Genomic DNA, 25,926 nt, shown 5'->3' on the forward strand with positions numbered 1-25,926 from the left:
TTTTCGCGCGCCGGGCCGCGGGTCCTGTTCCCGGTGACCCCAGAGGTTCCTGTGCACCCCCTCTCCTCCCCCACCCCTTCCTCCGGCGTACCCGATTCCGGCGGGAACGCGCCGCCGGGTCTGTGGCGCGACGCCGACTTCCGCAGGCTCTGGGCAGGTCAGACGGCCTCCCAGCTCGGCGAACACACGACGCTCGTCGTACTGCCGCTCTTCGCCGTCCTGACGCTCGACGCGGGCGCGGGCCAGTTGGGCGTCCTCCTCGCCGTGGGGCAGGCGCCGATCCTGCTGCTGTCACTCCTCGCGGGCGCGTGGGTGGACCGGTGGCGGGCCCGCACGGTCATGGTGCTCACCGACGCCGCCCGCTCCGTGGCTCTGGGCGCGGCGGCCGTGGCCGGGATCTTCGGACTGCTCGGGCTGCCCGCGCTGTTCGTGGTCGCGTTCACCGTCGGAGCCCTGTCGGTCCTCTTCGACGTGGCGTACCAGGCGTCCCTCGTACGGATGGTACGGCGCGATCAACTCGTACAGGGGAACAGCGCGTTGGAAGGCAGCCGGTCCGCGGCCCAGATCGGCGGCCCCGCGCTCGGTGGCGCGTTGGTGTCCCTGTTGTCGGCGCCGGTCGCCGCGGCCGCCGGCGCGCTGTTCTTCGCGGTGTCGTTCGTGTCCCTGCGACGGATCCGCCGCCCCGAAGCGGCACCCGAGTGCGTCGCACCGGTTACGGAGCGCCCGGAGCGCGCCGCCCCGGTACGGCGCCGGATCCTTGAAGGCGTGCGCTTCATCGCCATGAACGCCTGCCTGCGGGCCGTGTGCCTCGCCTCTGCCGCCTTCCAGTTCTCCCTCGCGGCCACGATGACCGTCTATCTGCTCTTCCTCCCGCGCGAACTGCACCTGACGGGCGTCACCGTCGGCCTCGTCCTCGCGGCGACCGGTCCGGGCGCGCTCCTGGGCTCGGTGCTGGCCGCACGGCTTCCGGGCCGGTTCGGACACGGGGTGGTGCTCGTGTCCGCGGCGGTGCTCGGCAACGGGGCGCTGCTGTCCGTACCCGCCCTGCACGGCTCCTCGGCCGCGACGGTCCTCGCGCTCCTCGCCGCCAACCTCGTGTTCGGGACGTTCAGCCAGCTGGTGAACGTCACGGTGATGGCGGTGCGGCAGGCGGCCACACCGGACGGGATGCAGGGACGTGCGGCCGCGACGATCACCTTCGTCGGCATGGGGTTCACCCCGCTCGGCTCACTGCTCGGCGGCCTCCTCGCCCAGGAGTGGGGCCTGCGCACCGGCCTCCTGGTGGCCGCCGCCGGCATGATGCTGTCGCCGGTCCTGATGGCCGCGTCCCCGCTCGCGCGCCTGGGCCGGGTGCTTCCGGCCCCGCAGACGTGAGGGACGCCCCGGCGGCTCCGGGCCGGGGCGTACCGCTGAAGGGGCGCTCTGCTGCGGAGCGACGGGCAGGGGCCAGATACCCGGAATTGGCCTTGGTCCGTCTCCGCCCCGGCCGTCTACGGTCGCCCCATGAGGATTCGTATCGTCGACGCGTTCACCGACCGCCCCTTCTCCGGAAACCCCGCCGGCGTGCTCCTGCTGGACGGCGGGACGTTCCCGGCCGATGAACGGCTCTCGGAGATCGCCGCCGAGGTCAACCTCTCCGAGACGGCCTTCGCCCACCCGCTGCCGCCGGGCGGCACGGCCGACTGGGCGCTGCGCTGGTTCACCCCGGCCACCGAGGTGGACATGTGCGGGCACGCGACGCTCGCCACCGCCCACGTCCTGCACACCACGGGCCTCGCCACGGGCCCGGTGCGCTTCGCCACGCGCTGCGGAATCCTGAGCGCGACCGCCCGGCAGGACGGCACTCTCACCCTCGATTTCCCCACCTCCCCGCTGACCGAGGAGCCGGTGCCGTACGGCCTCGCCGACGCCCTCGGGGCGGACCCCGTCTCGGTGCACGACACCGGGGAGCACATCGGCGACCTGCTCGTCGAGCTCCGCGACGAGGCGGCCGTACGGGCGCTCGCCCCGGACTTCGCCGCGCTGGTGGCCCATTCCCGGCGCGGTGTCATCGCCACCGCCGTCGCGGAGGACCCCGCCCGGGGCTACGACTACGTCTCGCGTGGCTTCTTCCCGGGTGTCGGCATCGACGAGGACCCGGTCACCGGCAGCGCCCACACCGCACTGGCCCCTTTCTGGTCGGCCCGCCTCGGCCGCGACGACCTCACGGGCCTCCAGGCGTCCGCCCGCTCGGGCATGGTCCGCACCGCGCTGCGCGGCGAGCGCACCCTGCTGACCGGCACGGCGGTCACGGTGATCGACGGCGAACTGCTCACCACGCTCTGACGGCCGCCGGGGTGCGCCGAAGCTCCGGCGCACCCCCTGCACGGCTCGGACAGCGCCGTGCTCAGGGCGTCGGCAGCCAGTCGACCCGGCCCGCGAGCAGGGCGTATCCGACGAAGGCTCCGATGTCCAGGAGCGCGTGCGCGACGACCAGCGGGCCCACCCGGCCCCAGCGCCGGTAGAGGAGCACGAAGACGACGCCCATCACCACGTTGCCGATGAAGCCGCCGATCCCCTGATACAGGTGGTACGAGCCGCGCAGCACGGAACTCGCCACCAGCGCGGCCATCGGCGTCCAGCCCAACTGCCCGAGTCTGCGCAGCAGATACCCGACGACGATGACCTCCTCCACCACGGAGTTCTGGATCGCGGAGAGGATCAGTACGGGGAATTTCCACCAGACCTCGGGGAGGGACTCGGGAACGACCGTCAGGTTGAATCCGCCGGCCCGTGCCACCAGGTAGAAGGCGAGGCCGGCGCTGCCGATGCCGGCCGCGACCAGGGTCCCCCGGCCGAGGTCGAACCAGGGTTTCGCACGGTCGAACCCGATGGCCCGCAGCCCCGTTCCTTCCCGGATCAGCAGGTGCGCGACCAGCGCGACCGGCACCAGAGCCGTGGCGATGCCGAACAGCTGCCACGCCAGATCAAGCCAGGGACGACCCGGAGCGTACGAGCCGTTGAGCGTCGCCGCCTGGTCCTTCAGACCTCCCGGTTTCGTCAGTGATCCGACAAAACTGATGAGGGCGGACACCGCGCTGGCGCCCAGCGAGAGCGCCAGGACCAGCACCACCTCGGACCGCGAGATCCTTCGTGACACGGCCTCCTGGGGAAAAGCATCAGCCACGCGCCCGGCCTCCACCTGCACACCTGCCTCTTGTTCTGCGACTTGGGACGTCACAGCTTGCCCGACGGCCACACGGTGGAAGGACGCCGGGACCCACCGGAGCCCCGGCGCCGGCCTCGCAAGGTCACCGCCGCACCGGGCGCGGCGGCGGTCCTCGGTCAGCGCGCCGGGAAGCCCACCGGCCAGGTGTGGACCGGCTCCCCGGCGTGCATCAGTTCGGCATAGCGGCGGGTGGTGGCCGCGAGCGCGGCGTCCCGCCCCAGCCCGGCGCCCAGGGCCCGGCGGTACGTGGCCACCTGCCAGGAGGCCCCGTTGACGCGCCGCTTGCAGCGCTCCTCGATCACCCCGAGATAGCGGTCCCGGTCCGCGGGCTCGATGTGCCAGGCGTCCAGCCCCGCGGCGGCCAGCGGCAGCAGTTCCTCCAGCACCAGCTGTACGGCGGGAATCCTGGCCGGCCCGCCGGAGCGCCCCGGCCGCGGCCAGAGCAGCTCGGCCTCGATGCCGTACTTGCAGGCCTCGGTGAAGTTCTCCTCGGCGGCCTCGAACGGCAGCCTGCTCCACACCGGCCGGGACTCCTCGGCGAGCGCCCGCACCAGCCCGTAGTAGAACGCGGCGTTGGCGATCACGTCGGTGACCGTCGGCCCGGCGGGCAGGACCCGGTTCTCCACCCGCAGATGCGGGACGCCGTCGGCGATCCCGTACACCGGACGGTTCCAGCGGTAGACGGTGCCGTTGTGCAGCACCAGCTCGGCCAGCTCGGGCACCCCGCCCTCGTCCAGCACCTTCAGGGGGTCCTCGTCGTCGCAGATCGGCAGCAGCGGCGGGAAGAAGCGCAGGTTCTCCTCGAAGAGCTCGTGGGCGGAGCCGATCCACCGCTCCCCGAACCAGGTCCTGGGGCGCACGCCCTGGATCGCCAGCTCCGGCGGCCGTACGTCGGTGGCCTGCTGGAACAGGGGCGGGCGGGACTCCCGCCACAGCTCCTTGCCGAAGAGGAAGGGGGCGTTGGCGCCCAGCGCGATCTGGACGCCGGTGATCGCCTGGGCGGCGTTCCACACGTCGGCGAACCGGGCCGGCGTCACCTGGAGGTGCAGCTGCACCGAGGTGCAGGCCGCTTCCGGGGCGATCGAGGGCGAGGTGCAGACCAATCGCTCGACGCCTTCGATATCCAGGACGAAATCCTCCCCGCGGGCGGCCGCCATTTGATCGTTGAGCAGGGTGTAACGGTCCACGTCCGAAAGGTTCGCGGACACCACGTCGTGCTCCCCCAGGGTGGGCAGGATTCCGATCATCACGATCCCCGCGTCGACCTCCCCCGCCTTGCGGTGCGCATAGGCCAGGCCGGTCCGCAGCTCCTCCGATAGCTGATCGAATACCCGGCCGCCAAGGCGGTGCGGAACGATATTCACTTCGAGATTGAACATCCCCAGTTCGGTCTGGAAATCCCGGCTCGCGATGCGCTGGAGCACCTGCTGATTCATCATCCGGGGCATCCCGTCGGAACCCGCGAGATTCAGCTCTATCTCCAGGCCGATCAGATTCCGCGGACGGTCGAACCTCCGCTCCGCCAGGAGTCTGCCCAGCCCTTCCAGGCACTGGTTGAGCTTGGTGCGGTACGCCTGTCGATCGGACAGGTCAACGGCTTCCGCCACGACCTTCTCCCCCATCGAGGGGTCCCTCCTCCAGTGGGCGGCCCGCGGCCCAGGCCGCTCGCATCACGATCGATAATGCCCAGCGGGAGTGATCCGTAACGCCCCCGCGGGCCTCCGATACCCGATAGTCTGGGGGAAGGAGACCGGGGGCACATTCCGGAGGCATGTGGTTCCCGGCGTTTTCGGCTGGAGTATGCGTGGGGGAAACACCGACGAGTTTCGGCCGACCGCTCCGCCGGAAGGACGCCAGGTCGAGGTCGTCGGCGGCATAGCAAATCACCAGGAATACCACCATTCGAAGGCCGGATGACGCCTTGCGCGACATATCTCCGACCGCTAGTGGAAACACTGTGTGAACACGCGTCATATAAACTCCGCTCAACGAGGCAGAGAGTTGATACGACTCGCCCGTCCCGGCCGTCTCCGGCCCACATGCCGACAGCGCCGTCTGCACCCGCCCAAGCGTCACCGTGTCTCCGAAGTGAGAGGCGACCCACTATGCCGCTGCATGTTCCCCCGGCTCCCGCGCCCGCCCTGCGCAGTGTTCTCGCGGCCCTCGGTTCTCCCACCGCCGTCCGCGAGGCCCGCACCTCCGCTCTCCGGTCCGTCCAGGGACCGCTGAGCCCCGAACCACCGCTTCCCGTGCATGTGCTGGACCGGATCGCGCCCGCCGGGACAGCGCCCCTGACACGCCTCGCGGCCTGGCGTTTCCTGATCCGGAGCGAGGGCCGCGCGGTCGCCGCGGCGGACACCGTGCTCACGCCCGACGGCTGGACGTTCTCGCACTTCTTCGAGGGGCCCTACCTCGCCTCGACCGAGCTGGCTCTCGGGCAGGCGGAGGCGTCGGCCACCGCCTGTCAGGCGCGGCTGCTGTCCATCCCGGAGCTGTACATGCTCACCCTCTGGCTGCACGGCGACACCGACGCCGATCCCGCGGCCGGAGTGCTCGCACCGACGGACGTCCTGGTGCCCCTGGCTCCGGCCCCGCCGGGCATCGCCGCCCACCGCCCCCACCGGGTCGCCGATCTGCTGCCCGTCATCTCGCTGCGCGTGGCCCCCGGCCCGCTCCTCAGCTCGGCGTGACCGGCGCCGCCCCGGCACACCGCCCCCGCGGCGGCCTCGGACTGCCCCGCCCGGACACCGGGCGGGGCAGCGGTCGCTGCGGGGGCGGTGTGCTGCCCACTCGGACTAGCCCCATCCGGCCACCCCGAACCACCCAAAGGGACAGTGCAGTTGCGGTGAACCGTCCGCGCGGGTGACGCGTCATGAGAGGAGTACGGGTGCTGTGGCGAAATACCTGCGGAATCTTCCCCGGAGGGCAACACTGGGACCGGACCGACTGATACGGGGGCGGCCATGAACGACTCATCCAGCCGCAGGACACTCGACTCGACGCAGCGAAAGAACGCATCCATGTGCCAGCACCAGCCACCCTGCCCCACCGCCGATTCACCCGACCGGGAGGCCGCCCGCCTGACGGCCCACCACCCCGAACAGGGGTGGAGTCTCCTGTGCAACGGCGTCCTGCTCTTCGAGGACACCGGCGAGCTGCTGCCCGACGGGCAGATCATCGCCCCGCACCGGCCCCTGGCAGCCGGCCGCGTGGTGAAGGCCGCCTGAGGACGGTCCGACGAACAGGGGCCGGCCCGGAGAGAACTCCGTACCGGCCCCGACGCATGTCCGGCGTGCGCCGCTCACGGCACACGCCCTACGACAGGCGGCTTCAGTCGTCGTACGCGTCCAGCGGGGGGCAGGAGCAGACCAGGTTCCGGTCGCCGAAGGCCCCGTCGATGCGACGCACCGGCGGCCAGTACTTGTCCGCGGCGGACACACCGGCCGGGAAGACGGCCTCCTCGCGGCTGTAGCCGTGCTCCCAGTCGCCGCCGAGCGCGGCCGCGGTGTGCGGGGCGTTGGACAGCGGGTTGTCGTCCTCGCTCCACTCCCCCGTCGCGACCTTCTCGATCTCGGCCCGGATCGCGATCATGGTGTCGCAGAACCGGTCGAGCTCCGCGAGGTCCTCGCTCTCCGTCGGCTCGATCATCAGCGTGCCGGCCACCGGGAACGACATGGTCGGCGAGTGGAAGCCGTAGTCGATCAGCCGCTTGGCCACATCGTCGATGGAGACGCCGGTCGCCTTGGAGATCGGGCGCAGGTCCACGATGCACTCGTGCGCGACCAGACCGGCCGGGCCGTTGTAGAGGATCGGGAAGTGCGGCTCCAGGCGCTTGGCGATGTAGTTCGCGGCCAGCACGGCGACCTGCGTGGCCCGCTTGAGGCCCTCGCCGCCCATCAGACGGACGTACGCCCACGAGATCGGCAGAATGCCCGCCGAGCCCCACGGGGCGGCCGAGATCGGGCCCACCCCGGTCTCCGGGCCCGCGGCGGGCTGGAGGGGGTGGTTGGGGAGGTACGGGGCGAGGTGCGCGCGGACGCCGACCGGGCCGACGCCGGGGCCACCGCCGCCGTGCGGGATGCAGAAGGTCTTGTGCAGGTTCAGGTGCGAGACGTCGCCGCCGAACTTGCCGGGCTTGGCGAGCCCGACGAGCGCGTTGAGGTTGGCGCCGTCGACGTAGACCTGGCCGCCGGCGTCGTGCACCTCGCCGCAGATGTCGGCGACGTGCTCCTCGAACACCCCGTGCGTGGACGGGTAGGTGATCATGAGCACGGCCAGCTCGTCACGGTACTGCTCGATCTTGGCGCGCAGGTCCGCGATGTCGACCTCGCCGTCGTCGGCGGTCTTCACCACGACGACCTTCATGCCCGCCATGACGGCGCTGGCGGCGTTGGTGCCGTGCGCGGAGGACGGGATGAGGCAGACGGTGCGCTGGTCGTCGCCGTTGGCCCGGTGGTACGCGCGGACGGCCAGCAGGCCCGCGAACTCGCCCTGGGAGCCCGCGTTGGGCTGGATGGACACCGCGTCGTAGCCGGTGACCTCGGCGAGCCGCTCCTCCAGCTCACGGATGAGGGTGAGGAAGCCCTGCGCCTGCTCGGCCGGGGCGAAGGGGTGCAGCGCGCCGAACTCGGGCCAGGTGATCGACTCCATCTCGGCGGTCGCGTTCAGCTTCATGGTGCAGGAGCCGAGCGGGATCATGCCGCGGTCCAGCGCGTAGTCGCGGTCGGCGAGCTTGCGCAGGTAGCGCAGCATCGCGGTCTCGGAACGGTGCTGGTGGAAGACCGGGTGCGTCAGGATCTCGTCGGAGCGCAGGAGCCCCTCGGGCAGCGCGTCGGCGACCGTCGCGTCCAGCGCCTCGATGTCGCCATCGGCGCCGAAGGCGGCCCAGACGGCGGAGATCTGCGCACGGGTGGTGGTCTCGTCGCAGGCGATGGAGACCTGGTCGGCGTCGACGAGGCGGAGGTTGACCCCGCGCTCCCTGGCGTCCGCGACGACGTCCGCGGCCTTTCCGGGGACCCGTACGGTCAGGGTGTCGAAGAACGCGCCGTGCACGACGTCGGCCCCGGCGTTCCGCAGGCCGTCGGCCAGGATCGCGGCGAAGCGGTGGGTGCGCCGGGCGATCGTCCGCAGCCCGTCGGGGCCGTGGTAGACCGCGTACATGCCGGCCATGACGGCGAGCAGGACCTGCGCGGTGCAGATGTTGCTGGTGGCCTTCTCGCGGCGGATGTGCTGCTCGCGGGTCTGGAGGGCCAGCCGGTAGGCCTTGTTGCCGTCCGCGTCGACGGAGACGCCGACGAGGCGGCCGGGCAGGGAGCGGGCGAACTTCTCGCGGACCGCCATGAAGCCGGCGTGCGGACCACCGAAGCCCATCGGGACGCCGAAGCGCTGGGTGGTGCCGACCGCGATGTCCGCGCCGAGGGCGCCGGGCGAGGTGAGCAGGGTGAGGGCCAGCAGGTCGGCGGCGACGGTGACGATCGCGCCGAGGCCGTGGGCCTGCTCGATGACGGGCTCGATGACGCGCACGGCACCGGAGGCGCCCGGGTACTGGAGCAGCACACCGAAGACGCCGCGCTCGGCGATCTCGGCGGGGATGCCGTCGCTCAGGTCGGCGACGACGACCTCGACACCGGCGGGCTCGGCGCGGGTCTCGATCACCGCGACGGTCTGCGGCAGCGTGTCGGCGTCGACCAGGAAGACACCCTTCTTGACCTTGCCGACACGCCGGGACAGGGCCATCGCCTCGGCGGCCGCGGTGCCCTCGTCGAGTAGCGAGGCGCCGGAGGTGGGCAGCCCGGTCAGCTCGGCGACCATCGTCTGGAAGTTCAGGAGCGCTTCGAGCCGGCCCTGGGAGATCTCCGGCTGGTACGGCGTGTAGGCCGTGTACCAAGCGGGGTTCTCCATGACGTTGCGCAGGATGACGGGCGGCGTGAAGGTGCCGTAGTAGCCGAGGCCGATCATCGGGGCCAGCACCTCGTTGCGGTCGGCCAGCGACCGCAGCTCGGCCAGGACCTCCGCCTCGGTGCGCGCCGAGGGAAGGTTCAGGGCTTCCGCGCTCTTGATCACGTCGGGCACCGCGGCGGCGGTGAGCTCGTCGAGGGAGCCGTAGCCGACCTGGGCGAGCATCTTCGCCTGGGCTCCGGCGTCGGGCCCTATGTGGCGCTGCTCGAACGGAATGCCCTGTTCCAGCTGGGAGAGCGGAGTGCGACGGGGGGTCATGGTGGAGGCCTCCTGGTCTGTCACGACCTGCGAGGGGCACCACGGCGTGGGTGCCCGGACGGCCTCCCCCTCTGTCATCTCAACCTGAGAGCTTCACCGGTCCGCCCGGGGGCGTGCCGACTTTCACCGTCGGTGAGGGTCGAGTCCGCCGGGGCTGCGCCCGCACGGAATCGCCCTGCTTTCCAGAGTGACCTCGTCCGTGCGGTACGGGGGCCTGAGAGATTCCGGGGAGGAGTTGCTCCTTCGGCGCCTCCGGATTCTTCACCGGAGGACTCTCCCGCACGGGGTCAGCAGCCACTGCCAGCCTACCAGCGGCCATTGCGCCGGAGTCCTCGAGTGGCCGACGCCACGGATCTGCACTTGGGTGGTGCTGGTGGAGCGACAGCGTCCACCCCGAGCAGTCGCGACCAGTGGGAGGCACCGTGCAGACCGATATCGATCCTCGCCGCCTGATCGGCCGCAAGGCATTCGACCGCAAGGGCGCCAAGATCGGAACGGTGGATGAGGTCTATCTCGACGACGCGACGGGCGTGCCGGAGTGGGCGGCCGTCCGCACCGGCCTGTTCAGCAGGGACGCCTTCGTCCCCCTGGAGCCCAGCGAATTCGTCGAGGACGCGCTGCGGGTCCCCTTCGACCGCGCGCTGATCAAGGGCGCGCCGGACTTCGGCGTCGGCCGCCACCTCTCTCCCGAGCAGGAACTGCAGCTCTACCGTCATTACGGTCTGGACTCCCCGCCCCCGGAGGGGCCGGCGCCCGACCGGGACTTCGGCAGGCTCGCGGGCCAGGAGGAGTAGTCCGCCGCGTCACGGACGAGCGGCAGCGGGTCGGCGGGCCGCAGCAGCGGATCATCGACGCGGAACGTCAGCACCCGGCCGGGCGCGCTCCACGGTTCCTCGAACCGGACGGTGACCCGGCCCACGCCACTCCCCTGCACCCAGCCGTGCCCGTGCTCCTCGTGGTGCACGTCGTGCCCGGCGGGCCAGCGCCGCGCGGCGAGCAGCTCCGCGCCGTCCGGCTCGGGCTCCGCCGGCACGTTCCCCTCGCCGCCCTCCGGGGACGGCGCCCGGTGCTCCTCCCGGGCCCGCTGAGCGAGCTCCCGGGCGTCGGCGGCCTGGGCGAACAGGTCCTCCTGGGTGTAGTCGGCCAGCCCCGTCACACCGACCCCCAGCAGGCGCACGCCCCCTGTGGTGTCGACGGACTCCAGGAGCCGCCCCGCCGCCTCACGGACCACCGTGGGGTCGTCCGTGGGGCCTCTGAGCGTCTCGGAGCGGGTCAGCGTGGAGAAGTCGTAGCGGCGCACCTTCAGCACCACCGTGCGCCCCGACCGGTCGGCGGCGCGCAGCCGCTCCACGCACCGGACGGCCAGCCGCTCCACCTCGGCCCGCACCCGCACCCGGTCGTGCAGGTCCACGTCGAAGGTGTCCTCCACCGATACGGACTTGGCGTCCCGCTCGGCGACCACCGGCCGGTCGTCGAGCCCGAGCGCCATCCGGTAGAGCCCGTGGCCGTGGGCCTTTCCGACCAGCCGTACGAGCTCCGCCTCGCCCGCCTCGGCCAGGTCGTGGACGGTGGTCATCCCGGCGCGTCTGAGGTGGTCGCCGGTGGCCGGGCCGACCCCCGGCAGGATGCGCACGGACATGGGAGCGAGCAGCTCACGCTCGGTACCCGGTTCGATGAGCAGCAGCCCGTCGGGCTTGGCCTGCTCGGAGGCGATCTTGGCGAGCATCTTGGAGGCGGCCAGTCCGACGGACCCGCTGAGGCCCGTCACCGCGCGGATGGCCGTCCGCAGCCCTTCTCCCGTCGCACGGGCCGACGCCGGGTCGTCCGCCGTCCCGCCCGCCTCCAGGTCCACGAAGGCCTCGTCCAGGCTGAGCGGCTCCACCAGGGGCGACAGCCGCCCCAGGAGCTCCATCACCTGGTCGCTCACCGTCCGGTACAGGGAGAAGCGGGGCACCAGGTAGGCGGCGTTCGGCGCGAGCCGCCGGGCCTGCGCGGTGGGCATCGCCGAGTGCACACCCAGGCGCCGGGCCTCGTACGAGGCGGTGGCGACCACTCCGCGGGGTCCGAGGCCGCCCACCACGACCGCCTTGCCGCGCAGGCTCGGTTTGGCCGCCTGCTCCGCCGACGCGTAGAAGGCGTCCATGTCCAGGTGCAGGATGGTGGGCGCGGGTCTCACACCGTCGATGCTGCCCTACGGCACTGACAACGGGACGGTCCGGCGCCCCCGTGGGGTACCGGACCGTCCCGTTGTCATCCTGTGCCTGTGCGTGCCGCTCGTGCACGGCCGGGTGCTCAGACGGCGCGGTTGCGGCGCCGTGCCAGCTCGTCGGCGGGGTTGTGACCGACGAGTGTCTCGCCCGTGTCGACCCGCTCGCCGTGCAGCTGCGACAGCGCTGCCTCCACGTCCCGCCAGACGACGCCGACGGCGATCCCGAAGACTCCCTGCCCGCCCTGGAGCAGGCTGACGACCTCGTCGGGCGAGGAGCACTCGTAGACCGTTGCCCCGTCGCTCATCAACGTCATGCGCTCGAGATCCTGGAAACCGCGGGCCCGCAGGTGCTGGACCGTGGTGCGGATGTTCTGCAACGCGACCCCGGTGTCCAGGAACCGCTTGACGATCTTGAGGAGAACCACGTCCCGGAAACTGTAGAGGCGCTGGGTCCCCGACCCGTAGGCCGGGCGCACACTGGGCTCGACCAGTCCCGTGCGGGCCCAGTAGTCCAACTGGCGGTAGGTGATCCCCGCCGCCGCGCACGCCGTCGGTCCGCGATAGCCGATGTCGTCGGCATCGCTCGCCGCTGCCACGCCGCCCGCTGCCACCGCTGCCGGTTGAACCGGCTGCCTGATGGCGTGGTCGGCTCCACTGCCGTGCTGCGGATACGGCCCACCCGCCGCCGTACCGTCGCCGCTGCTTCTCACGCCGACCTCCGTCCTTGACCTGCCCACTCGAAGGTAGGCAGTCACTCGGGGTGCGTCAACGATCGCCACACTCGGCACGCCGAGTGATAATCACCCTGAGGGTGGTTTCCCGTGTCTCTTTCCCGGGAAAGGCTTGTCGGATGCGCTGACAGCACCCCTGCGGGACGGTCACTGACTGTTCGTACCGAAGTCCTCCGGAGAGATCTGGTCGAGGAATTCGCGGAACTTCTCCACCTCGTCCTCCTGCTCGTCGGGGATCGCGATGCCCGCATCGTCCAGCACGCCGTCACTGCCGTAGATCGGCGTGCCGGTTCGCAGGGCGAGCGCTATGGCGTCGGAGGGCCGGGCGCTCACCTCCACTCCGCTGGCGAAGACGAGTTCCGCGTAGAAGACCCCTTCGCGGAGGTCCGTGATGCGGACCTCCGTGAGCTCCTGGCCCACGGCCTCGAGCACATCCTTGAACAGGTCATGGGTCAGCGGCCTGGCGGGAGCCATGCCCTGCTGGGCGAAGGCAATCGCGGTCGCCTCTCCAGGACCGATCCAAATGGGGAGGTACCGGTCGCCTCCCACTTCACGCAGGAGAACGATCGGTTGGTTGGAGGGCATTTCCACCCGGACACCGACAACGTCGAGCTCGTTCACACAGCAACCCTAGGACGTGCTCGCCATGTTTGGGTAGTCGGGATCCGCCGGGGTCAGTGCAGACGGCTGCGCAGAGCGCTCTGCACGAGGGCCGCGTGGAGCCGCACGGACAGCTCGGCGAGCTCGTTCGCGGTGGCCTCGGCGTGGGCCCTGGTCTGCGGATTACGGTGCCGGCGCAAGGGCGCGACCAGCTGCTCCACCAGCCCCGCCTCCCGGTCGGCGGAGGCCCGCATGGCCCGAAGATGACGCGGTTCCAGGCCGAAACGCCCCAGGTCCGCCACCAGCTTGGCGACCGTCACCATCTCGGCGTCGTAGCCGCCCTCGGGGGCGGGGACGATGAGTCCGTAGGACTCCCACTCGGCCAGCCGGTCCTCGTCGACCTCGGCGGCCGCCAGCAGCTCGGCCCGTCCGATGCGGGCGACGGTCGCCGTCCCCGGGCCGGTCTCCCACACCCCGTCGGTGAGATCCCGCCGGTCGCCTGGCGAGGGCAGCACGGGCTGCTCCCCCCGGGCCAGCGCGTCCAGATGCTCCCGGATGACCTTCAGCGGCAGGTAATGGTCCCGCTGCATGCGGAGCACCTGCGCCAGGCGCTCCACATCACGCGGGGCGAACTTCCGGTATCCGGAAGGAGTGCGCTGCGGCTCGACGAGCCCCTCGGCCTCCAGGAACCGGATCTTGGAGATGGTGACTTCGGGAAACTCGTCACGCAGCTGGATGAGCACCGTACCGATGCTCATCGGGCGCGCTTCCGCGGTGGCGGTGCCGTGGCCGGCACCGCCTGTCGGTGTTCGCAGCATGGGCCTTCCTCGGGGTCCCCCCGGACGGAGTCCGGGGGCTGGTCACACGCCCCGCGGGCTCGCATAGAAGACCAGGCGGTACTTTCCGATCTGGACTTCGTCGCCGTTGGACAGCTGGACCGAATCGATGCGCTCACGGTTGACGTAGGTGCCGTTGAGGCTGCCGACATCACCCACGGTGAAGCTACCGTCCGGGCTCCTGCGGAACTCCACATGACGCCGCGACACGGTCACATCATCGAGAAAGATGTCGCTCTGCGGGTGACGGCCGGCCGTGGTCAGGTCGCTGTCGAGCAGGAAGCGGCTCCCGGAGTTCGGGCCCCGCCGCACGACCAGCAGCGCCGAGCCGCCGGGCAGCGCGTCGACGGCGGCCTGGGCCTCCGGGGAGAGCGACGGCAGAGCGGTCTGGCCCGTCGCCTCCGCCTCGTACGCCTCGAGGCCGGAGATGGAGATGGTGGACGTCGTCTCCGAGGGACGCTCGGGGACACCGCCCCGCAGCGGCGCGCCGCAGTTGGAACAGAACCTGCTGGCCTCCGCGTTGCGGTGACCGCACCTCGTACAGACCGGCATCGACGAGCCCTCCGGGGTGAACCCTCCACCCGCACCCGAGGCCGATGGTTCGCCGAAACCTATGCGTCCGGCACCGGCAGGGTCAACGGACGACACGCCGTCACCACCGGGGGCGCCGGACACTTCGTCGCGGAAGAGCGGACGCTCCGCGTCCTGCTCCTCGCCCTGACCGTGGCGTGGCGCGCGATGGCGGGCAGCACTGTTGCTGTCCTCGCGTGCGCTCTTCCCGAACAACTTCGCAAAAAACTTCACGGGCGATTCCCCTTGACCGACATAGACCCGCCCGTGGGGCAGGACGAACCCTGATTGAACACACCTGCCGACCCGGACATCTTCACAACGTCCGTATCCACCCGACAGTTTCCACCACGCACCACCAATCCGGTGCGCCGACCCCCCGCAACCGTCCGACCCGCTCCACCGGCCCTCACGCTCGCCCGGCTCACGGGGATGACGACCGAGCGTAGTCAGGCCGCTGCGCCGGTCGCAAGGCGTCCACGACGATGTCGTCGGACCGCTCCACGAGCACCGTGGCCTGCTCCTTCTCCAGCGTCTGCACCACACCGCCGGGAATGTTGAGGGCGGGCTCCAGGTCCTGCGGTTTGCCGATCACCGTGAACTCGTACGGTGCCTCGATCTTCTTCCCGTCCACCCGGATGTTCCCGGCGTCCCCGGCGAAGTAGGTGCCTGCCACCACCCGCACCCCGTTGACCTGGATCGCCTCGGCCCCCGCCGCCCGCAGTTCCTGGATGGCGTCGAGCAGCATGTCGGGCGCGACCGCCCCCGAGGGGTCGGTGATCGTCAGCGTGATACCGGGGCCCTGCGCCGCCACGGTGCCCGCGAGGATGCCGAGCTGACGTTCCTTCTCCAGCGTCTGTTTCCGGGCCTCCTCGGCCTGGTCGGAGCTGTTCTCCAGCTCGGTGCGCTGATCGTCCAGCCGCTGCTTCTCGTCCTCCAGACGCTGCGTCCGGTCGTCGACCTCGTCGAGGATACGGACGAGGTCCTCCTGCCGGGCGCCGCGCAGCGCACTGTCGTCGTTGGTGGACCGCACCTGGATGGCGAGCCCCAGACCGAGCCCGAACAGCAGTACGGCGACGATCAGTTGGGCCCGGCTCAGCCGTGGGGGCCAGAGGCCCGCCAGCAGTCTCTGCCGGCCGGACACCTCCGCGGCGGGCGTCGGCGTGGGCGCGGGAGTGTCCGGCGCGGCGGACGCGCCGCCCTCGGGCTGTTCGCTGCGGGGATTCTCGTCGTTGTTCATCGGCCTCAAGCCCGGAAGACGTGCCGGCGGATCGCGGCGGCGTTGGAGAAGATCCGGATGCCCAGCACGACCACCACACCGGTGGAGAGCTGAGCGCCGACACCCAGCTTGTCGCCGAGGAAGACGATCAGCGCGGCCACCACGACGTTGGAGAGGAAGGAGACCACGAAGACCTTGTCGACGAAGATGCCGTCGAGCATGGCCCGCAGTCCACCGAAGACGGCGTCGAGGGCGGCGACCACCGCGATCGGCAGGTAGGGCTCGACCACCGCCGGTACCTCGGGCCGGACCAACAGTCCGACCACGACTCCCACGACGAGGCCCAGTACGGCGATCACGATGTGCCCTTCCCTGTGTCTGCCGCACCACTGCCGGCGGCCTTCGGCTCTGCTGTACGGACGATCAGGCTCGGCGCGGCCGGAAGCCGTACCTCCGCCTGGTCGGAGATGCTGGTGCGGATGTCGAAGCTCTCCTTGAGCGCTTGCAGGTACTGGCCGTCGGCGCTGTCCCGGAAGGCGGTCGCGAGCTTCTTGCCGTCCCCCACCGCCAGCACCGTGTACGGCGGTACGAGCGGTCTGTTGTCGACCAGTATGGCGTCGCCGGCTGCCCGGATCGCCGACAGCGCCGTCAGCCTCTGCCCGTTGATGGCGATGGCCTCGGCCCCGGATTCCCACAGGCCGTTGACGACACGCTGCATGTCCCGGTCGCGTACCCGCCCGGTGTCGGCGAAGCCGGTCGACTCGCGTGGCCCGCCGCCTCCCTGGTCGGTGTCCTTCGCGTCGTCGACGATCAGCTTCACCCCGGGCCCCTCGACCGGCGTCGCACCGACCAGTAGCGCCACCAGATGCCCCTGGTCCCCGCCGTGCTGCTCAAGTGCCTTGCGCTGACGTTCGCTCACATCGGCGCGGAGCTCGTCGACCTCGGACTCCAGCGTGTCCGCGGCCTGTGTCTCCGCGTCGATGCGGTCGATCAGCTCCTCGCGCTCCTTGGCGACGACCGGCGCGGAGATCCGTGCCTCGGCGGCGCCGAGCGTGACCACGAGGGCGGCCACCACCAGTCCGGCGGCCAGGCCGAGCTTCGACTTGAGCGTCCGGGGCAGCCCGGCGCTCCCATCGGCCCTGCGCCGCGCGGAGGCCTCCGCGTACCCGTCGTCGAGGCTGTGGTCCATCACGTTGTTCAGCAGCGACATGGAGGCGTCGGGGCGTGCGGGCGGCGGGGCGGTGCTCCGATCGGGGGACTGCTGCGACATGCCGCACATCGTCGCACGTCATCACGGCTGCCGCCGAATGGCCCCACCGGTGCGCCGTGAGCCCCTGGCCGGGCGTCACGGCGCACGGTCCTCGCGTCAGTCCCCGGCGCTGTCCACCACCGCGGCCCACTCGTCGAGCAGTGCCTGGGCCGAGGCCTCGTCCGGTCCTTCCGCCCACAGATGGGTGACGGCCTCCGCCCGGTCGGGCAGAACCATGATCCACCGCCCGTCCGCCTCGACCACACGCACGCCGTCCGTGGTGTCCACGCTGCGGTCACCGGCCGCTTCGACGACTCGGCGCATGACGAGCCCCTTGACGGCCCAGGGCGTCGCCAGGTCGCGGCGCAGGACATGCGCCCGGGGAATCCGGGCGTCGATCTGGCTCAGGGTGAGCTGGGTGCGCGCGACGAGCCCGATCAGCCGGACGAAGGCGGCGGTCCCGTCGAAGACACTGCTGAATTCGGGAACGATGAACCCTCCGCGCCCGTCTCCTCCGAAGATGGTGTCCTCTTCACGGCCCACCCGGGTCAGGTCGTCGGGCGAGGTGGTCGTCCACTCCACCTGGGTGCCGTGGTAGGCCGCCACCTGTTCGGCGACGCGCGTGGTCGTCACGGGCAGGGCCACACGACCGCTGCGCCGCTCGGCGGCGACGAGATCCAGGAGGACCAGCAGGGCCCTGTCGTCCTCGATGATCCGGCCCAGTTCATCGACGAGGGAGAGCCGCTCGCCCACCGGGTCGAACCGCACGCCGAAGGCCGCCCGTGCGGAGGAGACGATCTCCCCGAGCCGCACCAGACCGGCCCGCCGGGTGTCGGCGGACTCGGTCGGCCGTGCCTCGTCCAGTCCGGGGTTGATCGTCAGCGCGTCCACGCCGAGCCGCCCGAGCAGGCTGGGCAGGACCAGCCCGGCGCTGCCGTTGGAGGCGTCGACAACGACCTTGAGCCCGGACTCCGCGATGCCCTCGACGTCGACGTTCCGCAGGAGGGACCCGGTGTACGAGTCGAACACGCTGGACGGGAAGTGCAGGTCCCCGATCTCGCCCGGGAAGGCCCTGCGGTACTCCTGGCGCGCGTAGACGCGGTCGAGCTTGCGCTGCTGCGCCTGCGAGAGGTCCGCGCCCCGCTCGTCGATGAACATGATGTCCACCGAGTCGGGCACCCCGGGCGACGTACGGATCATGATGCCGCCGGCGCTGCCCCGGGCGGTCTGCTGGCGTGCCACGGGCAGGGGTACGTTCTCCAGGTCGCGTACGTCGATGGCGCTGGCCTGGAGCGCCGAGATGACGGCCCTCTTGAGGGCACGGGCGCCTCGGGAGTGGTCACGTGCAGTCGTGACCGTCGAGCCCTTCTTGAGGGTCGTGGCGTAGGCGCCGGCCAGCCGCACGGCCAGTTCGGGGGTGATCTCGACGTTCAGGATCCCGGAGACCCCGCGCGCCCCGAAGAGGTGCGCCTGTCCGCGGGACTCCCAGATCACCGAGGTGTTGACGAACGCGCCGGCCTCGATCGTCTTGAACGGGTACACCCGTACGTTGCCCTGGATGATCGACTCCTCGCCGACCAGGCATTCGTCCCCGATGACGGCACCGTCCTCGATCCGGGCCGCGCGCATGATGTCGGTGTTCTTGCCGACCACGCAGCCCCGGAGGTTGCTGTGCTGTCCGATGTAGACGTTGTCGTGCACCACCGCCTTGTGGAGGAAGGCGCCCGTCTTGACGACGACGTTCGACCCCACCACCGTGTGTTCGCGGATCTCGACGCCCGCCTCGACCTTGGCGTAGTCGCCGATGTACAGCGGTCCGCGCAGCACGGCGTCGGGGTGGACCTCGGCGCCTTCGGCGACCCACACGCCGGGCGAGATCTCGAAGCCGTCGAGTTCCACGTCGACCTTGCGCTCCAGGACGTCCGCCTGGGCCTTCACATAGCTTTCGTGTGTGCCTACGTCTTCCCAGTAGCCCTCGGCGATATAGCCGTAGATCGGCTTGCCCTCCTTCATCAGCTGAGGAAAGACGTCACCGGACCAGTCGACCGAGGTGTCGGCCTGTACGTAGTCGAAGACCTCGGGCTCCATGACGTAGATGCCCGTGTTCACGGTGTCCGAGAAGACCTGTCCCCAGGTCGGCTTCTCCAGGAACCGTTCGACCTGGCCGTTCTCGTCCACGATGGTGATCCCGAATTCCAGCGGATTGGGAACCCTGGTCAGGCAGACCGTGACGAGCCCGCCCTTTTCCTTGTGGAACGCGATGAGGTCGGTGAGGTCGAAGTCGGTGAGCGCGTCACCGGAAATGACGAGGAACGTGTCGTCCTTCAACGCCTCTTCGGCGTTCTTCACGCTGCCCGCAGTGCCGAGTGGCTTCTCCTCGTTGGCATAGGTGAGCTCCATCCCGAGCTCTTCGCCGTCCCCGAAATAGTTCTTGACGAGGGAGGCGAGGAACTGGACGGTCACTACTGTTTCACTGAGCCCATGCCGCTTGAGCAGCCGTAGGACGTGCTCCATGATCGGCCTGTTGGCCACAGGCAGGAGCGGCTTGGGCATGCTCGAGGTCATGGGGCGAAGGCGTGTGCCTTCGCCGCCAGCCATCACGACGGCCTTCATGTCGGAAACGTCCTCCTAGAAGAGACGACGGTCAGCCGAGTTAGCCCGTCGGGGCATCATGCACAACGTCTGCCGCGGGCCGGCCACTCTGCGCGGCACCGCATCAACGAGCTCAATCGGCTACTGCGTCCGCCTTCACGATCCGGCGGACCTGAACCACATAGAGGATTCCTGCCCACCAATAGAGCGTTGTACCCCATCCTGCGAACGCCCATCCGAAGACGGCAGCCAGTGTGGCCAGCCAACCACTCCCGTCGCTGAGCAGCAACAAGGGGAACGCGTACATCAGGTTGAAGGTTGCAGCTTTCCCGAGGAAATTGACCTGCGGAGGCGGATAGCCGTGGCGTCGCAGGATCGCCACCATCACCAGGAGCATCAGTTCCCGGGCGAGAAGGGCTGCGGTGACCCAGAGGGGCAAGATCTCACGCCAGGTGAGGCCAACCAGGGTGGAAAGGATGTAGAGGCGGTCCGCCGCCGGGTCCAGGAGCCGGCCGAGGCTGCTGATCTGGTTCCACTTGCGGGCGAGCTTCCCGTCGAGGTAGTCGCTGATGCCGCTGAGCATCAGCACCAGCAGCGCCCAGTTGTCGCTGTTGGGCCCTCCGAACACGGGGCGAAGAATCAGCCACAGGAAGAGCGGTACCCCGACAAGGCGAGCCATGCTGAGGATGTTGGGGATGGTGAGGACCCGGTCCGTCTGGACCCGAGTCTCCTGGACCTCCACCCGGGGGCCTCCTGTGAAACGTGCCAATGATGCCCCCTGACCTTACCCTCAGCTTCGTCCGTTCGGTGCACGGGGGTGGAGGCCGGAGACGGTACGCAAGGGCCGTGAACGCAGGAAAGCCCCGCACCAAATGGTGCGGGGCTTTCCCGGAAAAATTGTTCGGCGGCGTCCTACTCTCCCACAGGGTCCCCCCTGCAGTACCATCGGCGCTGAAAGGCTTAGCTTCCGGGTTCGGAATGTAACCGGGCGTTTCCCTAACGCAATGACCACCGAAACACTATGAAATTAACCAACACCGGAGAAAAACACGGCCGTTCGTTATTTCAGAACTAACACAGTGGACGCGAGCAACTGAGGACAAGCCCTCGGCCTATTAGTACCAGTCAGCTCCACCCGTTACCGGGCTTCCACATCTGGCCTATCAACCCAGTCGTCTACTGGGAGCCTTAACCCTTCAAGAGGGTGGGAATACTCATCTCGAAGCAGGCTTCCCGCTTAGATGCTTTCAGCGGTTATCCTTTCCGAACGTAGCCAACCAGCCATGCCCTTGGCAGGACAACTGGCACACCAGAGGTTCGTCCGTCCCGGTCCTCTCGTACTAGGGACAGCCCTTCTCAATATTCCTACGCGCGCAGCGGATAGGGACCGAACTGTCTCACGACGTTCTAAACCCAGCTCGCGTACCGCTTTAATGGGCGAACAGCCCAACCCTTGGGACCGACTCCAGCCCCAGGATGCGACGAGCCGACATCGAGGTGCCAAACCATCCCGTCGATATGGACTCTTGGGGAAGATCAGCCTGTTATCCCCGGGGTACCTTTTATCCGTTGAGCGACAGCGCTTCCACAAGCCACTGCCGGATCACTAGTCCCGACTTTCGTCCCTGCTCGACCCGTCGGTCTCACAGTCAAGCTCCCTTGTGCACTTACACTCAACACCTGATTGCCAACCAGGCTGAGGGAACCTTTGGGCGCCTCCGTTACTCTTTAGGAGGCAACCGCCCCAGTTAAACTACCCATCAGACACTGTCCCTGATCCGGATCACGGACCCAGGTTAGACATCCAGCACGACCAGAGTGGTATTTCAACGACGACTCCACAACCACTGGCGTGGCCGCTTCACAGTCTCCCACCTATCCTACACAAGCCGAACCGAACACCAATATCAAACTATAGTAAAGGTCCCGGGGTCTTTCCGTCCTGCTGCGCGAAACGAGCATCTTTACTCGTAGTGCAATTTCACCGGGCCTATGGTTGAGACAGTCGAGAAGTCGTTACGCCATTCGTGCAGGTCGGAACTTACCCGACAAGGAATTTCGCTACCTTAGGATGGTTATAGTTACCACCGCCGTTTACTGGCGCTTAAGTTCTCAGCTTCGCCGCTCCGAAAAGCAGCTAACCGGTCCCCTTAACGTTCCAGCACCGGGCAGGCGTCAGTCCGTATACATCGCCTTACGGCTTCGCACGGACCTGTGTTTTTAGTAAACAGTCGCTTCTCGCTGGTCTCTGCGGCCACCCCCAGCTCAAGCAGCAAGTGCTATCACCAGTGATGGCCCCCCTTCTCCCGAAGTTACGGGGGCATTTTGCCGAGTTCCTTAACCATAGTTCACCCGAACGCCTCGGTATTCTCTACCTGACCACCTGAGTCGGTTTAGGGTACGGGCCGCCATGAAACTCGCTAGAGGCTTTTCTCGACAGCATAGGATCATCCACTTCACCACAATCGGCTCGGCATCAGGTCTCACCCTTAACGTGTGACGGATTTACCTACCACACGGGCTACACCCTTACCCCGGGACAACCACCGCCCGGGCTGGACTACCTTCCTGCGTCACCCCATCGCTTACCTACTACAAGTCTGGTTCATCGGCTCCACCACTACCCTCAACTCCGAAGAGATCGGGCCGGCTTCACGGACTTAGCATCGCCTGATTCAGTACTGGGCGTTTCAAAGCGGGTACCGGAATATCAACCGGTTGTCCATCGACTACGCCTGTCGGCCTCGCCTTAGGTCCCGACTTACCCTGGGCAGATCAGCTTGACCCAGGAACCCTTAGTCAATCGGCGCACACGTTTCTCACGTGTGTATCGCTACTCATGCCTGCATTCTCACTCGTGAACCGTCCACAACTCGCTTCCGCGGCTGCTTCACCCGGCACACGACGCTCCCCTACCCATCCATACGGGCGTTGACCCTATGTGTATGAATGACACGACTTCGGCGGTACGCTTGAGCCCCGCTACATTGTCGGCGCGGAATCACTTGACCAGTGAGCTATTACGCACTCTTTCAAGGGTGGCTGCTTCTAAGCCAACCTCCTGGTTGTCTCTGCGACTCCACATCCTTTCCCACTTAGCGTACGCTTAGGGGCCTTAGTCGATGCTCTGGGCTGTTTCCCTCTCGACCATGGAGCTTATCCCCCACAGTCTCACTGCCGTGCTCTCACTTACCGGCATTCGGAGTTTGGCTAAGGTCAGTAACCCGGTAGGGCCCATCGCCTATCCAGTGCTCTACCTCCGGCAAGAAACACACGACGCTGCACCTAAATGCATTTCGGGGAGAACCAGCTATCACGGAGTTTGATTGGCCTTTCACCCCTAACCACAGGTCATCCCCCAGGTTTTCAACCCTGGTGGGTTCGGTCCTCCACGAAGTCTTACCTCCGCTTCAACCTGCCCATGGCTAGATCACTCCGCTTCGGGTCTAGAGCGTGCAACTCAAACGCCCTGTTCGGACTCGCTTTCGCTACGGCTTCCCCACACGGGTTAACCTCGCTACACACCGCTAACTCGCAGGCTCATTCTTCAAAAGGCACGCAGTCACGACTGACAGCACAAGTGCTGCCAGCGACGCTCCCACGGCTTGTAGGCACACGGTTTCAGGTACTATTTCACTCCGCTCCCGCGGTACTTTTCACCATTCCCTCACGGTACTATCCGCTATCGGTCACCAGGGAATATTTAGGCTTAGCGGGTGGTCCCGCCAGATTCACACGGGATTTCTCGGGCCCCGTGCTACTTGGGTGTCTCTCAAACGAGCCGTTGATGTTTCAGCTACGGGGGTCTTACCCTCTACGCCGGACCTTTCGCATGTCCTTCGCCTACACCAACGGTTTCTGACTCGTCTCACAGCCGGCAGACTATGAAAGAGAGATCCCACAACCCCGCATGCGCAACCCCTGCCGGGTATCACACGCATACGGTTTGGCCTCATCCAGTTTCGCTCGCCACTACTCCCGGAATCACGGTTGTTTTCTCTTCCTGAGGGTACTGAGATGTTTCACTTCCCCTCGTTCCCTCCACACTGCCTATGTGTTCAGCAGCGGGTGACAGCCCATGACGACTGCCGGGTTTCCCCATTCGGAAACCCCCGGATCAAAGCTTGGTTGACAGCTCCCCGGGGACTATCGTGGCCTCCCACGTCCTTCATCGGTTCCTGGTGCCAAGGCATCCACCGTGCGCCCTTAAAAACTTGGCCACAGATGCTCGCGTCCACTGTGCAGTTCTCAAACAACGACCAGCCACCCATCACCCCACCCAAACAGGGCGAGTTCACTGGGGCCGGCAACCGAAGGCAGCCTTTACGGCCATACCCTCAGACACCCAACAACGTGCCCGGCACAACCGATCTCTCACCACGTTCCACGCCCCGAAGAGCAGTACTAGCTGTGATCAACCTGTCGTGCCGAATAGTCAACGTTCCACCCATGAGCAACCAGCACCGAACATTCGCCGGTGTACTGGCCTCTGACCAAGCGGACTTGGTAAGAAGTGCTCCTTAGAAAGGAGGTGATCCAGCCGCACCTTCCGGTACGGCTACCTTGTTACGACTTCGTCCCAATCGCCAGTCCCACCTTCGACAGCTCCCTCCCACAAGGGGTTGGGCCACCGGCTTCGGGTGTTACCGACTTTCGTGACGTGACGGGCGGTGTGTACAAGGCCCGGGAACGTATTCACCGCAGCAATGCTGATCTGCGATTACTAGCAACTCCGACTTCATGGGGTCGAGTTGCAGACCCCAATCCGAACTGAGACCGGCTTTTTGAGATTCGCTCCGCCTCGCGGCATCGCAGCTCATTGTACCGGCCATTGTAGCACGTGTGCAGCCCAAGACATAAGGGGCATGATGACTTGACGTCGTCCCCACCTTCCTCCGAGTTGACCCCGGCAGTCTCCTGTGAGTCCCCATCACCCCGAAGGGCATGCTGGCAACACAGAACAAGGGTTGCGCTCGTTGCGGGACTTAACCCAACATCTCACGACACGAGCTGACGACAGCCATGCACCACCTGTATACCGACCACAAGGGGGGCACCATCTCTGATGCTTTCCGGTATATGTCAAGCCTTGGTAAGGTTCTTCGCGTTGCGTCGAATTAAGCCACATGCTCCGCTGCTTGTGCGGGCCCCCGTCAATTCCTTTGAGTTTTAGCCTTGCGGCCGTACTCCCCAGGCGGGGAACTTAATGCGTTAGCTGCGGCACCGACGACGTGGAATGTCGCCAACACCTAGTTCCCAACGTTTACGGCGTGGACTACCAGGGTATCTAATCCTGTTCGCTCCCCACGCTTTCGCTCCTCAGCGTCAGTAATGGCCCAGAGATCCGCCTTCGCCACCGGTGTTCCTCCTGATATCTGCGCATTTCACCGCTACACCAGGAATTCCGATCTCCCCTACCACACTCTAGCTAGCCCGTATCGAATGCAGACCCGGGGTTAAGCCCCGGGCTTTCACATCCGACGTGACAAGCCGCCTACGAGCTCTTTACGCCCAATAATTCCGGACAACGCTTGCGCCCTACGTATTACCGCGGCTGCTGGCACGTAGTTAGCCGGCGCTTCTTCTGCAGGTACCGTCACTTTCGCTTCTTCCCTGCTGAAAGAGGTTTACAACCCGAAGGCCGTCATCCCTCACGCGGCGTCGCTGCATCAGGCTTTCGCCCATTGTGCAATATTCCCCACTGCTGCCTCCCGTAGGAGTCTGGGCCGTGTCTCAGTCCCAGTGTGGCCGGTCGCCCTCTCAGGCCGGCTACCCGTCGTCGCCTTGGTAGGCCATTACCCCACCAACAAGCTGATAGGCCGCGGGCTCATCCTTCACCGCCGGAGCTTTTAACCCCGTCCCATGCGGGACAGAGTGTTATCCGGTATTAGACCCCGTTTCCAGGGCTTGTCCCAGAGTGAAGGGCAGATTGCCCACGTGTTACTCACCCGTTCGCCACTAATCCACCCCGAAGGGCTTCATCGTTCGACTTGCATGTGTTAAGCACGCCGCCAGCGTTCGTCCTGAGCCAGGATCAAACTCTCCGTGAATGTTTACCCGTGATCGGGTGCACACATCACGAGAGCGGAACAACCGGTCGGAATAAGACCCGTTGTTCTCAGCGTCCTCGCTGTGTTCTTGCCTGCCGCCACCCACAAGGGGTGGAACAACAGGACTTTCAAAGGAACCACCAACCTGCTGTAGCAGGCCGGGGTATCAACATATCTGGCGTTGACTTTTGGCACGCTGTTGAGTTCTCAAGGAACGGACGCTTCCTTCGGTCCCGTATCACCGGGGCCCTCCGGGCGCTTCCCTTCGTTTACTGCTTTGTCTTGCTGTCTTGCGTTTCCGACTCTATCAGACTCTTTCGTGTCCGATTCCCGGTCGAAGCGGGCCTCGCATTTCGCCTCCCAGGTGATTCGCTTTCGCGTTTTCCCTTTCGGCGAGTCCGACTCTATCAGGCCTTTCCTGTCCCCCTGACCACGTCCCACGGGCA

Annotated in this window: 18 protein-coding genes, 3 rRNA genes and 1 riboswitch; of the genes, 5 read left to right on the forward strand and 16 right to left on the reverse strand. The window is 67.6% G+C overall.

Annotation, left to right across the window (positions count from 1 at the left end; all coding sequences use genetic code 11):
• The first annotated feature begins 51 nt into the window (after positions 1-51).
• A complete protein-coding gene (locus tag PSQ21_RS03445; RefSeq protein ID WP_443334370.1) occupies positions 52-1,374 on the forward strand; it encodes an MFS transporter in 1,323 nt (440 codons plus the stop codon).
• A gap of 129 nt (positions 1,375-1,503) precedes the next feature.
• On the forward strand, positions 1,504-2,325 hold the full coding sequence (locus PSQ21_RS03450) for a PhzF family phenazine biosynthesis protein (RefSeq protein WP_274028921.1): 822 nt from the start codon (positions 1,504-1,506) through the stop codon (positions 2,323-2,325).
• 61 nt (positions 2,326-2,386) lie between these two features.
• Here the strand turns inward: PSQ21_RS03450 and PSQ21_RS03455 are convergent, their stop codons facing one another.
• Both PSQ21_RS03455 and PSQ21_RS03460 read right to left on the reverse strand, forming a co-directional pair.
• A complete protein-coding gene (locus tag PSQ21_RS03455) occupies positions 2,387-3,187 on the reverse strand; it encodes a CPBP family intramembrane glutamic endopeptidase (RefSeq protein ID WP_397990988.1) in 801 nt (266 codons plus the stop codon).
• Between the two features lie 137 nt (positions 3,188-3,324).
• On the reverse strand, positions 3,325-4,830 hold the full coding sequence (locus tag PSQ21_RS03460) for a glutamate--cysteine ligase (protein ID WP_274028923.1): 1,506 nt from the start codon (positions 4,828-4,830) through the stop codon (positions 3,325-3,327).
• Positions 4,831-5,313: 483 nt separating this feature from the next.
• On the opposite strand from PSQ21_RS03460, the gene PSQ21_RS03465 reads away from it, so the two are divergent.
• On the forward strand, positions 5,314-5,898 hold the full coding sequence (locus tag PSQ21_RS03465; protein WP_274028924.1) for a hypothetical protein: 585 nt from the start codon (positions 5,314-5,316) through the stop codon (positions 5,896-5,898).
• A 330-nt stretch (positions 5,899-6,228) separates the two neighbouring features.
• A complete protein-coding gene (locus PSQ21_RS03470; RefSeq protein WP_007452228.1) occupies positions 6,229-6,435 on the forward strand; it encodes a DUF5999 family protein in 207 nt (68 codons plus the stop codon).
• Between the two features lie 103 nt (positions 6,436-6,538).
• Here the strand turns inward: PSQ21_RS03470 and gcvP are convergent, their stop codons facing one another.
• Positions 6,539-9,424: an aminomethyl-transferring glycine dehydrogenase gene (gene gcvP, locus PSQ21_RS03475; RefSeq protein ID WP_274028926.1), complete on the reverse strand. Its 2,886-nt coding sequence runs from the start codon at positions 9,422-9,424 to the stop codon at positions 6,539-6,541.
• A 192-nt stretch (positions 9,425-9,616) separates the two neighbouring features.
• Positions 9,617-9,714: riboswitch (glycine riboswitch) on the reverse strand.
• 132 nt (positions 9,715-9,846) lie between these two features.
• Here gcvP and PSQ21_RS03480 point away from each other — a divergent pair.
• Positions 9,847-10,218 (forward strand): PRC-barrel domain-containing protein, encoded by a 372-nt coding sequence (locus PSQ21_RS03480; protein ID WP_097868407.1) that lies wholly within the window; start codon positions 9,847-9,849, stop codon positions 10,216-10,218.
• Here the strand turns inward: PSQ21_RS03480 and PSQ21_RS03485 are convergent.
• The 13 genes from PSQ21_RS03485 to PSQ21_RS03545 all read right to left on the reverse strand — a co-directional run bounded on the left by PSQ21_RS03485 (position 10,140) and on the right by PSQ21_RS03545 (position 25,480).
• Positions 10,140-11,600, reverse strand: coding sequence for a DNA polymerase IV (locus PSQ21_RS03485; RefSeq protein ID WP_274028927.1), 1,461 nt, complete (start codon positions 11,598-11,600; stop codon positions 10,140-10,142). The two genes, PSQ21_RS03480 and PSQ21_RS03485, sit on opposite strands and share 79 nt — an antisense overlap.
• Before the next feature lie 116 nt (positions 11,601-11,716).
• Positions 11,717-12,343 carry a MerR family transcriptional regulator gene (locus tag PSQ21_RS03490; protein WP_063886231.1) on the reverse strand — a complete coding sequence of 209 codons (627 nt, stop codon included), beginning with the start codon at positions 12,341-12,343 and terminating at the stop codon, positions 11,717-11,719.
• A gap of 168 nt (positions 12,344-12,511) precedes the next feature.
• A complete protein-coding gene (locus PSQ21_RS03495) occupies positions 12,512-12,985 on the reverse strand; it encodes a bifunctional nuclease family protein (protein ID WP_006123076.1) in 474 nt (157 codons plus the stop codon).
• A 53-nt stretch (positions 12,986-13,038) separates the two neighbouring features.
• Complete coding sequence (gene ftsR / locus PSQ21_RS03500; protein ID WP_274028928.1) at positions 13,039-13,782, reverse strand: transcriptional regulator FtsR; 744 nt, start codon at positions 13,780-13,782, stop codon at positions 13,039-13,041.
• Positions 13,783-13,824: 42 nt separating this feature from the next.
• Positions 13,825-14,604 carry an FHA domain-containing protein gene (locus tag PSQ21_RS03505; protein WP_097868401.1) on the reverse strand — a complete coding sequence of 260 codons (780 nt, stop codon included), beginning with the start codon at positions 14,602-14,604 and terminating at the stop codon, positions 13,825-13,827.
• Positions 14,605-14,794: 190 nt separating this feature from the next.
• A complete protein-coding gene (locus PSQ21_RS03510; RefSeq protein WP_274028929.1) occupies positions 14,795-15,610 on the reverse strand; it encodes a DUF881 domain-containing protein in 816 nt (271 codons plus the stop codon).
• A 5-nt stretch (positions 15,611-15,615) separates the two neighbouring features.
• On the reverse strand, positions 15,616-15,948 hold the full coding sequence (locus tag PSQ21_RS03515; protein ID WP_003970459.1) for a small basic family protein: 333 nt from the start codon (positions 15,946-15,948) through the stop codon (positions 15,616-15,618).
• A complete protein-coding gene (locus PSQ21_RS03520) occupies positions 15,945-16,859 on the reverse strand; it encodes a DUF881 domain-containing protein (protein WP_274028930.1) in 915 nt (304 codons plus the stop codon). Before PSQ21_RS03520 ends, PSQ21_RS03515 begins: the two co-directional genes overlap by 4 nt.
• A 96-nt stretch (positions 16,860-16,955) precedes the next feature.
• Positions 16,956-19,451, reverse strand: coding sequence for a mannose-1-phosphate guanyltransferase (locus PSQ21_RS03525; protein ID WP_274028931.1), 2,496 nt, complete (start codon positions 19,449-19,451; stop codon positions 16,956-16,958).
• A gap of 112 nt (positions 19,452-19,563) precedes the next feature.
• Positions 19,564-20,172 (reverse strand): CDP-alcohol phosphatidyltransferase family protein, encoded by a 609-nt coding sequence (locus tag PSQ21_RS03530; protein WP_018957757.1) that lies wholly within the window; start codon positions 20,170-20,172, stop codon positions 19,564-19,566.
• 157 nt (positions 20,173-20,329) lie between these two features.
• Positions 20,330-20,446, reverse strand: a 5S ribosomal RNA gene (gene rrf, locus PSQ21_RS03535).
• A 79-nt stretch (positions 20,447-20,525) separates the two neighbouring features.
• Positions 20,526-23,650 (reverse strand): 23S ribosomal RNA (locus PSQ21_RS03540).
• 304 nt (positions 23,651-23,954) lie between these two features.
• A 16S ribosomal RNA gene (locus PSQ21_RS03545) occupies positions 23,955-25,480 on the reverse strand.
• The 16S, 23S and 5S rRNA genes sit together here, the layout of an rRNA operon.
• Positions 25,481-25,926: the final 446 nt, after the last annotated feature.

It is taken from the genome of Streptomyces sp. MMBL 11-1, assembly GCF_028622875.1.
In the GTDB taxonomy this organism is placed as follows: domain Bacteria; phylum Actinomycetota; class Actinomycetes; order Streptomycetales; family Streptomycetaceae; genus Streptomyces.